Genomic DNA, 9,628 nt, shown 5'->3' on the forward strand with positions numbered 1-9,628 from the left:
CACCTTCGAAGGACGCATCACCCCGAACGGAAACTAACCGACGCCAAGGTCGGATCCACCGTTAATCTGACACTCCCGACGGTGTTCACTGGGCCGGCTGGCGGAAACGTGGAGGCACTGACACTGAAGGGTGGTGTCGTCTGCCGCGCACCCGTGGACGCGGACTACTCGGGAACTGTCGAGTTGACTTGTGATGACGGAACTTCGATCGGTGCGTTGGGCTCCGCACTGACATCAGCCGGTGTCGCTGCGTCGACAGTGGATGGAGTATGGGTGCCAATACTGACGCCGGGGTGGCAGGCAGTACCTGTAATTGCAGCGACGCGCCGGTAGCTCAGCCGGAATTGGGTCAGAACAACCTCGGCTCGTCGAATCCCGGTACACCCTCGATACCGAGTATCTTTTGTTTGGTATTCGTACCACCCGGTGCCGAAAAGCCGCCGACTTCCGTACCGGCACCGAGTACCCGATGGCACGGGACGATAATTGGTACAGGATTGCGTCCCAGCGCACCGCCTACGGCCTGGGCTGCGCCGGGTTGGCCGAGTCGGCGGGCGATGTCGCCGTACGTGAGTGTCGCGCCGCGGGGAATCCCACTGCATACGGTGTACACCGCGGCGTCGAACCGTGAGACGTCCAGGACCAGCGGAACGGGGCTCATGTCGACAGCACGTCCATCGAGCAGGGCGACGATCCTCTCGATCGCGTCGGCCGCGAGAGCGTCGACCGGTCGTTCCACTGCATCGAAGCCGGCGAGGTAGTCCGTCATCGCCTCGTCCGATGGTTCGGGCAGGGCGACTGCGACCACGCCGTCATGACGAGGCTCAGCGAAATTCCCCAACCGCGCTCACCGAAATTCCCCACTCGTGAGCGGTCTTCACTGTAGTGGTTGGCGGGTTCCGGTGGTGGCTTTGCGGAGCTTCTCCGATCTGGCGTTGTGGTCCCGTAGCCGGTAGGAATCGCCGTCGAGGTTGAGTACGACGGAGCGATGCAGGAGCCGGTCGAGCATGGCTGCTGCGACGGTGTTGTCACCGAGCACTTCACCCCACGATCCGACGCCGCGGTTGGTCGTCATGACGATCGATGTTTTCATATACCGTTGTGAGACAACCTGAAACAGCGCTGACGCTGCCTCACCGGGCAGTGGAAGGTAGCCGAGTTCGTCGATCACCAGCAGCGTCGGGCCGGCGTAGAAACGCATAGTTGTCGCCCACCGCCCTTCCAATGCAGCTCGATGGCAGCGGGCAGCGAGGTCGGCTGCGGTGGTGAAATACGTTCGATACCCCGCGTGCGCAGCAGCTCTCGCGAGTCCGACCGACAGATGTGTCTTCCCGACTCCGGGTGGGCCGATGAGCAGCACATTCGTCGCCGTCTCGAGGTATCGGCAGGTCGCGAGCTCGTCGATGAGCTTGCGATCGACACCCGCGGCGGCGTCGTAGTCGAAGTCCTCGAGCGACGCCGGAGTTGGCAAACACGCGAACCGCAGTCGTCCGGTCAACCGGCGTGCCTCGGTGGCCTCGACTTCGATCGACAGCAACCGATCCAACGCTGCGGTCATCGACAGGTTCTCGGCTGCTGCTTGGTCGAGGACCGAGGGCAACGCTTCGGCGGCATCGTGGAGTTTGAGGACCGCGAGATGCCCGCGCAGACGTTGATAGAGACTCGCCGCTTCGGTCGTGTTCGGTGCCGGCATCCGGTCGCCTGTCTTCTTGTCGGCCATCAGAGGGTGTTCCTCCCGTGTGCGGCCCGTTCGTAGATCGACAGGTCGTAGATAACCGCGCCTGTGTCAGTGGATTCGGCTGCGTGACTCCCGCTTTCGCGCCGTCCATCTCTGGAGGACAGTGTTGATTCGGCCGAGGTTCGGAGCTTCTCGGCGGCAGCGAGAGCGTCGGGTCCGGGTGGGATCCGTTCTTTGCGGCGGTGCGGACGGCCGGTGTTCGCACCCGCCATCGCTGCTTGTTCGAGGGCGTAGACATGTCCGTGATCGCGGACCATCGCCCCGGTGCCATCGGCAGCGAGACGATGTCGGGCGATGGTGATGCCGGATGTGGTGACGATGTCGATGACATCGGAGCCCAGAACGTGCGTCACTGTCACAGCGGCACAGGCAAGTTCGGGTGGGACCGAGTAGCGGTTGCCGCGATAGGAGACCAGCGCTTGGCGCGAGACGGCCCGGTCGGTGGTCAGGATCGCCGGATATGCAGCCGCGGGCATCGGATGCAACCCCTCGGTGGTGGCGATCGTCGCCACCGACGCCTTCCCGTCTTTCGTGGGCCGCAGCCGGGTGTCACTGCGCAGACTGCAGAACCGGTCGAGGCTTGATTGGGCTTGCTCGACGGTCAGATCGTCGGCGACTGTGCGCCACCACCGTTGGGCTGCAGTGTGATTGGACTTCTCTACCGCACCTTTGCGGTTGCCGCGGCGGGGTGGGCAGATGGCAACGGAGACACCGTAATACTTGGCGACGCCCGCGAAGCTGGCCGTGATGCGACCGGAGTCGGGGTGGCAGACTGTCGCCATCCGATCGAACCGCCAGACTCGGCTGACTCCGCCGAGGCCCCGGCAGATGCGGTCGAGTCCGTCGACGACATGCGGTTGGGTCATGTTCGGCGCGAGGACACCGCGCCATTTGCCCGAGCACGCCAACGTTCCGACGAACAGATGCGCCATCGAACCCCACCCCCAGGAAGCGGGCGGGTTGGGTAGATCGACCCAATCCCATTGAGTCTCTTCACCAGGAGGGTGATCGATCACTGCGTTGGGTCGCTCGGTCGCGGTGAGGCAGGCTTTGCAAATCGGACGGAGTTTGAGCTCGCGGATCTTGCGGTGCAGCGTCTGATACGACATCGCATAGCCGAGGTCTTCGAGCTCGTCGCAGAGGGTGCGGACCCACAGGTGCGGGTCCTCGGACAGGCGTGCGATGACGTAGGCGAGAAACACCTCGAACGGGTCCGGGATGCTGCGTTTACGCACTCCGGGGGTGGTGGTCCCGTTGAGGTAGGACCGGATGGTCTTGCGGTCGCGGCCGGTATGCCTCGCGATGTCGGCGATCTTCCAGCCTCGTTGATGCAGGGCGTGTATTTCCACGTCTTCCTCCCGTGTAAGCATGAGGAGCGGGTCTCCTTCGGGTAGCTGGTGTGTGGTCAGAGACCATCAGCATCCGGGGAGACCCGCCCTCGTTGGCGGTGCCACACGGGTGGGGAATTTCAGTGAGCGTCAGTGGGGAATTTCGATGAGCGCCGTCAGTCATCGGTCCAGGCGATGCCGCAACGGCCGATGGTGGTGTCGAAGAGCGTGCTGCTCGGCATCGGTCCAGTATTCACCTGACCTCAGGTGGCAGTCCAGTGAAAAGCTCAATGGACTTGAAAGTCGAAGACCAGTGGGCGAATACTGGTGGGCATGGCTTCGAGAGTCCTCAATGCAGCGTCACTGGCCCGCGATCTCGGCAGCTGGCGCGGCGACGCGTCCTCGGACGGATCCGGGAGGCGCAAGGCGTCGCGTCCGACGTATCGGGCGTTGGCCGACGGCGTTCGACTACTCATTCACGACGGTCGCATTCCGCTCGGTGTCGGTCTGCCCAGTGAGCGTGATCTGTCGGCGGCTCTCGATCTCAGTCGTACCACCATCACGTCCTCGTACTCGGTCCTGCGCGACGAGGGGTATCTGATCAGCAGGCAGGGATCGCGCAGTACCGTCGCGCTGCCCGCTGCGCCCACTCCCAACGGATTGTTGATCCAGTCGACGACACCGTCGGGTCCGGTGGTGGACATGTCCCACGCGGCCATGGCGGCGGCGGACGGCACCATGACCGCGGCGTACGAGTCTGCGCTACAGGCACTTCCGACGTATCTGCCGACGCACGGCATGGAGCCCATCGGTCTGGCGGTACTGCGGGAGGCCATCGCGCAACGCTTCGTCGAGCGTGGCCTGCCGACGACTGCTGATCAGATCATGGTGACGTCCGGTGCGCAGCAGGCGGTCCGGCTGTTGCTGGGCACGTTGACCTCGCCCGGTGATCGAGTGCTGATCGACCATCCGACCTATCCCAACGCGCTCGAAGCCATCAGGCGAGTCGGTGCCCGTCCCGTGCCGGTGCCGGTGCGTCCGGCCGACGGCGACTGGGATCTCGACGGGATCCGCAGTGCCGCACGGCAAACTGCCGCCAAGGTGGCGTATCTGATTCCGGACTTCCACAACCCTACCGGCCAGGTGCTGGGTGCCGAGGGTCGAGCGGAGCTCGCCCGCATCACCCGTGACACGCGCATGACGCTCATCGTCGACGAGACCATGGTGGATCTGTGGCTCGACGCCCCACCACCCCCACCGGTCGCGTCGTTCGGGCGGGTCTCGGGGTCCGATATCGTCACGATCGGGTCGGCATCGAAGTCGTTCTGGGGTGGCCTGCGCATCGGATGGATCAGGGCGCATCCGTCGCTCGTCTCGCAGCTGGCGGGCTCGCGGGCAGCACACGACCTCGGCACGTCGATCATGGATCAGTTGGCGTCCTCGTTCCTGCTGCAGGACGCGGAACCGGCGCTCGAGCTCCGTCGGTCGCAGCTACGTGAGCGTCGTGAGGTGCTCGAAGACGCTCTGGCCGAACATCTTCCGGACTGGCGCTACCGCCGCTCCGAGGGCGGCATGTCGCTGTGGTTGCAGCTACCCGCACCGGTGTCGAGTGCGCTCGCCGCCACCGCTCCCGCCTTCGGCGCAGTGCTGGCCGCGGGACCGAGGTTCGGCGTCGAGGGTGCCTTCGAGCGCTACCTCAGGCTGCCGTACACCCGTGAGCCGCAAGAGCTTCGGGCCGCGGTGATGGCGACGGCGGCGGCGTATCGAGCACTGGCCCCGAGCGTCGAATCGGAACAACCGGCGCTGGTCTTCTGACCGCGAACTCGAAGTTACGGACGGAAATCAGCCGAAATCCGTCCACAACTTCGAGTTCGACGCGCAATCAGCTCCAGACCGAGCCGATGTCGGTTGCGGTGGAGGGCGGTGGCGTCGGGACTCCGTTTTCGGTGCGGGAGAACCGCGGTGCCGGACGGTGCTGGGTGACGCCACCGACGTCGATGAGCGAGTCGCGATCCTTCATGTGTGGGTGATTCGGTGCCTCGGCGAAGGTGAGGACCGGTGACACGCAGGCGTCGGTGCCGTCGAAGATCGCGGCCCACTCGTCGCGGGTCTTGGACAGGAACGTCTCGGTGAACTTCTCGCGCAGCTCGGGCCAGCGGGACTTGTCCATCTGCGGCGGCAGGTCCGCATCGGCGAGGCCCAATCCGGTGAGCAACTGAGCGTAGAACTGTGGCTCGAGCGAGCCGACTGCCATGTACTGGCCGTCGGAGGTCTCGTAGGTGTCGTAGAAGGGCGCGCCGGTGTCGAGCAGGTTGGTGCCACGGTCGTCGCTCCAGGCTCCGACGCCACGCCACGACCAGATCATGTGCGAGAGCGCGGCGGTGCCGTCGACCATCGCTGCGTCGACCACCTGGCCCTGCCCGGAGCTCTGGCGCTCGTAGAGCGCCGCCATGATGCCGAAGACGAGGAACATCGAGCCGCCGCCGAAGTCTCCGACCATGTTCAGTGGCGGCACGGGCCGCTCGCCCGCACGGCCGATCGCGTTGAGCACACCGGTGACGGAGATGTAGTTGATGTCGTGGCCGGCGGTCTGCGACCAGGGACCTTCCTGGCCCCAGCCGGTCATCCGGCCGTAGACCAGACGCGGGTTGCGGGCCAGGGCGTCGTCGGGTCCTAGGCCGAGGCGTTCGGTGACGCCGGGGCGGAACCCTTCGATCAGCACGTCGGCGCGCTCGATCAGGCCGAGGACCTTCTCGATGTCGGCGGGGTCCTTGAGGTTCGCCTCGACGATGGTGCGGCTGCGCAGCTGATGGTCGTGTGGGGACACCTGGCCTGCGCGTTGGACGCGTACGACGTCTGCGCCGAGGTCGGCCAGCAGCAGCGCGGCGTGCGGGCCGGGCCCGATGCCCGCGAGTTCGACGACTCGGAGCCCTGTCAGCGGTCCACCAGTGTTCGACACGTTGTTGCCTCGTTCCGACTCGTCAGCTGCGAATGTGAATGGAGACTAACTTGTACTAGGTCGTCCAACTGATCGGGGTGTGGATAATAGGGCTGTGACTGCCCCAGATCCCGTCCGCATCGGTACTCCGCTCACTCCCGGGGCCACCCGGGTGATGTTGCTCGGCTCGGGTGAGCTGGGCAAAGAGGTGATCATCGCGTTCCAGCGCCTCGGCGTCGAGGTGATTGCCGTCGATCGCTACGACAACGCCCCCGGTCACCAGGTTGCCCATCACGCGTTCACGATCGACATGAGCAACCCCGAAGAACTACTGGCCCTGATCGATTCGCAGCAGCCGGACTTCGTGGTGCCGGAGATCGAGGCCATCGCCACCGATGCCCTGGCCGAGGTGGAAGTGCGGGGCCGGACGGTCGTGATCCCGACGGCTCGCGCGACTCAGCTGACCATGAACCGTGAGGGCATCAGGCGTCTCGCAGCCGAGGAGCTCGGGCTGCCGACGTCCCCCTATGCGTTCGCGGATTCACTGGAAGACGTGCGAGAAGCGCTGTCCACCATCGGCTTTCCCGCCGTCATCAAGCCCGTCATGTCCTCGTCGGGCAAGGGGCAGTCCGTTGTTCGCAGCGAGGCCGATGTCGAGGCGGCGTGGGAGTACGCGCTGACGGGCGGCCGCGTCGACCTCGGTCGCGTCATCGTCGAGGGATTCGTCGATTTCGATTACGAGATAACGCTTCTCACCGTCCGAGCGGCGAACGGAACCTCGTTCTGTGAGCCGATCGGGCACCTGCAGGAATCCGGCGACTACATCGAATCCTGGCAACCCCAACCGATGTCCGACGCTGCCCTGGCCGGTGCGCGCGATGTTGCCGAGCGGATCACGACGGCCCTGGGCGGACGCGGGTTGTTCGGCGTCGAACTGTTCGTGCAGGGCGACAACGTCTACTTCTCCGAGGTCAGTCCGCGGCCGCACGATACGGGCCTGGTGACCCTGCGCACGCAACGGTTCTCGGAGTTCGAGCTGCATGCCAGGGCCGTTCTGGGTCTGCCGATCGACACGACGCTGCTCTCCCCCGGTGCGTCGGCGGTCATCTACGGCGGCGTCGACGCGGACGGCATTCACTTCGACGGCGTCGCCGATGCGCTGTCTGTCCCCGAGACCGATCTTCGTCTGTTCGGCAAGCCGACGAGCTTCGTCCGGCGTCGGATGGGAGTGGCGGTGTCGACGGCGTCGGATATCGACACTGCACGGAGCCGGGCACGCGAGGCAGCGGGCAAGGTTCGTCCCGTCGTCTGACCGGACACAGGGCACACTGAGCTCATGAGTGCGCTCGGAGAAGTCCTAGTCGGCCTGGTGATTCTGGTCGGCCTCGTCGGTATCGTCGTCCCGATTCTGCCGGGCACCATCCTGATCTTCGGGGCCGTCGCAGTGTGGGCGTGGGTCACCGGCGGAGCCGCAGCGTGGACGGTCTTCGCGATCGCGACGGTGCTGCTGGTGATCAGCGGCGTCGTGAAATACACCTGGCCCGGGCGGCGCATGCGGGAGGCGGGTGTGCCGACGCGATCGCTGATGATCGGCGGGCTGCTCGGCATCGTCGGATTCTTCGTCATCCCCGTCCTAGGCCTGTTCATCGGCTTCATCGCCGGCGTCTACGTGGCGGAAGTGCCCAGGCATCGAAACCATTCCGAGGCATGGAGATCCACCGTGCACGCCACCAAGGCCGCTGGTCTGTCCATTCTGGTGGAACTGTTCGGTGCCCTGCTCGCCTCGGCGGTGTGGCTCGGCGGAGCGCTACTCATCTAGGTCAGGGGACGCGATACCAAGCCCGGGCGTTGCCGTCGAGCACCGCCGGGAGATCGCCGCCGACGGCGTGAGAAATGATGTCGATGTCGTTCGCCGAGAACGGGCGTGGGGCGCGGGTGCCCGGGAGATCGGTGCCGAACATCAACGCGGCGGGATTGACCCGGTGAATCTGCTGCAGGGTGTCGGCGATATCGAGATCGACCCGGCCGAATCCCGTTGCCTTGACGCGTACTCCGCGGTCGACGAGGTCGAGAAGATACGGCAGACCCTGTGTCGAGAGTCCCAAGTGATCGATGCTCACCGCCGGCAGTTTCGCGAGGACGGGTTCGAGCGAGAGCAGCAGGGACGCATCGACGTACAGTTCGGCGTGCCACCCCACCAGATCGTGGACACGACGCGCCTGAACGGTAAGCATCTGCAGATCCGTCTCGCCGCGTTTGAGGTTGAACCGCATTCCCCGCACGCCCGCGTCGTTCAGTGCGACGATGTCCTCGTCGGAACATTCCGGATCGATCTGCGTGACGCCGACCCAGCCGCGTCCCAGAGTGTCCAACGCAGCGAGCAGGAAACTCTGATCGGTGCCCTGGAACGACCCCGTGACCACTGCGCCGCCGGTGATACCGAGCCCGTCGACGTCGTAGAGGTAGTTCGAGACGGTGTACGGATCGGGCAGGAAACCGTGGTTCTCGATGAGCGGAAACTTCGGGTCGATGATGTGTAGGTGGGCGTCGAACACGGCCCCCAGCATGCCAGCTCACCCATTCGGCGTCGCGGCCACCGTTCGCGGTGTTTGAATTCGAAACATGAAACCGGAGACCACTGTCGTTCTCGACGGATACACCTATTTCGAATGTCCACGCTGGCACGAGGGGAGGATCTGGGTATCGGACTTCTACTCCCATCGCGTCGTGTCCGCCCTCGAGGACGGCTCCGACGTACGAGTCGAAGCCGAAGTACCCAATCAGCCGTCGGGCCTGGGATGGTTGCCCGACGGGCGGCTGCTGATCGTGTCGATGCGCGACTACAAGTTGCTACTGCGTGAGCACGACGGCTCGCTGACCGTGCACGCCGATCTGTCGACGTACGTGAAGGCGAACCTCAACGACATGCTCGTCGACGCGCAGGGCCGCGCGTACATCGGTAATTTCGGGTTCGATCTGATGAACTTCGCGCCCGTCGAGACGGCTGATCTGATTCGCGTCGACCCGGACGGTTCCGCGCACGTGGTGGCGTCGGATCTGTATTTCCCCAACGGGATGGCCTTCACGGCGTCGGGCGAACTGCTCGTCGACGAGACGGTCGGCAACCGGGTCAGTGCCTTCGACATCGCCGAGGACGGGTCGCTGGGGGAGCGGCGCGACTGGGCGAAATTCGGTGAGCTGCCGTCGTCGACGGACATGGCCACGGCCATGGGCGAGGTGAAGGTGGCGGCCGACGGTTGCTGCATCGACACCGACGGCACCATGTGGATCGCCGACGCGCTGGGGCAGCGAGTGCTGCACGTGGCACCGGGCGGGGAGATTCTTCAGCAGCTCGATTTCGATCTCGGGGTCTTCGCTTGTGGACTCGGCGGATCCGACGGCCGCACGCTGTTCGTCTGCGCTGCACCGGATTTCAACGAGCATCAGCGCAAGATCGAGACCGAAGGAAAGCTACTGGCAGTGCGGGTGTAGAGCGCTCCGCGCATGTGAGTGGAACTTCGTAGCAGGGGTCGAAGTTCCGCTCACATGCGGCGCAGCCGCTCTCATATGGAGGTCGGCCTGTCAACGACGGCATGGTGAAGCGGTGGCACGCACCGTCGTGTG

The 9,628-nt window shown here is 65.1% G+C and carries 9 protein-coding genes; 4 read left to right on the forward strand and 5 right to left on the reverse strand.

The genetic code is table 11. The features are described from left to right. Positions 1-349: 349 nt before the first annotated feature. The 3 genes from R3P95_RS25890 to R3P95_RS25900 all read right to left on the reverse strand — a co-directional run bounded on the left by R3P95_RS25890 (position 350) and on the right by R3P95_RS25900 (position 3,108). A complete protein-coding gene (locus R3P95_RS25890) occupies positions 350-808 on the reverse strand; it encodes a methylated-DNA--[protein]-cysteine S-methyltransferase (RefSeq protein ID WP_269596908.1) in 459 nt (152 codons plus the stop codon). Between the two features lie 69 nt (positions 809-877). Further along, positions 878-1,720 carry an IS21-like element helper ATPase IstB gene (gene istB, locus R3P95_RS25895; protein WP_269596906.1) on the reverse strand — a complete coding sequence of 281 codons (843 nt, stop codon included), beginning with the start codon at positions 1,718-1,720 and terminating at the stop codon, positions 878-880. After that, positions 1,720-3,108 (reverse strand): Mu transposase domain-containing protein, encoded by a 1,389-nt coding sequence (locus R3P95_RS25900; RefSeq protein ID WP_283347929.1) that lies wholly within the window; start codon positions 3,106-3,108, stop codon positions 1,720-1,722. Before R3P95_RS25900 ends, istB begins: the two co-directional genes overlap by 1 nt. A 291-nt stretch (positions 3,109-3,399) precedes the next feature. Between R3P95_RS25900 and yczR the strand changes: the two genes are divergently transcribed. Beyond that, the gene (gene yczR, locus R3P95_RS25905; protein ID WP_269596488.1) at positions 3,400-4,881 is read left to right on the forward strand and encodes a MocR-like transcription factor YczR; all 1,482 of its coding nucleotides are present in this window, start codon (positions 3,400-3,402) and stop codon (positions 4,879-4,881) included. Between the two features lie 67 nt (positions 4,882-4,948). Here the strand turns inward: yczR and R3P95_RS25910 are convergent, their stop codons facing one another. Beyond that, a complete protein-coding gene (locus tag R3P95_RS25910) occupies positions 4,949-6,025 on the reverse strand; it encodes a CaiB/BaiF CoA transferase family protein (protein WP_269596489.1) in 1,077 nt (358 codons plus the stop codon). A 94-nt stretch (positions 6,026-6,119) separates the two neighbouring features. On the opposite strand from R3P95_RS25910, the gene purT reads away from it, so the two are divergent. After that, positions 6,120-7,316 carry a formate-dependent phosphoribosylglycinamide formyltransferase gene (gene purT / locus R3P95_RS25915; protein WP_269596490.1) on the forward strand — a complete coding sequence of 399 codons (1,197 nt, stop codon included), beginning with the start codon at positions 6,120-6,122 and terminating at the stop codon, positions 7,314-7,316. Positions 7,317-7,340: 24 nt separating this feature from the next. Continuing rightward, positions 7,341-7,823, forward strand: a complete 483-nt coding sequence (locus tag R3P95_RS25920; protein WP_269596491.1) for a DUF456 domain-containing protein — start codon at positions 7,341-7,343, stop codon at positions 7,821-7,823. Position 7,824: 1 nt separating this feature from the next. Here the strand turns inward: R3P95_RS25920 and R3P95_RS25925 are convergent, their stop codons facing one another. Further along, the gene (locus tag R3P95_RS25925; RefSeq protein ID WP_269596492.1) at positions 7,825-8,571 is read right to left on the reverse strand and encodes an amidohydrolase family protein; all 747 of its coding nucleotides are present in this window, start codon (positions 8,569-8,571) and stop codon (positions 7,825-7,827) included. A gap of 55 nt (positions 8,572-8,626) precedes the next feature. On the opposite strand from R3P95_RS25925, the gene R3P95_RS25930 reads away from it, so the two are divergent. Then, entirely contained in the window at positions 8,627-9,496 is an 870-nt protein-coding gene (locus R3P95_RS25930; protein ID WP_269596493.1) for an SMP-30/gluconolactonase/LRE family protein, read from the forward strand. Positions 9,497-9,628: the final 132 nt, after the last annotated feature.

The organism is Rhodococcus cercidiphylli (assembly GCF_033042225.1).
Classification (GTDB): Bacteria; Actinomycetota; Actinomycetes; order Mycobacteriales; family Mycobacteriaceae; genus Rhodococcoides.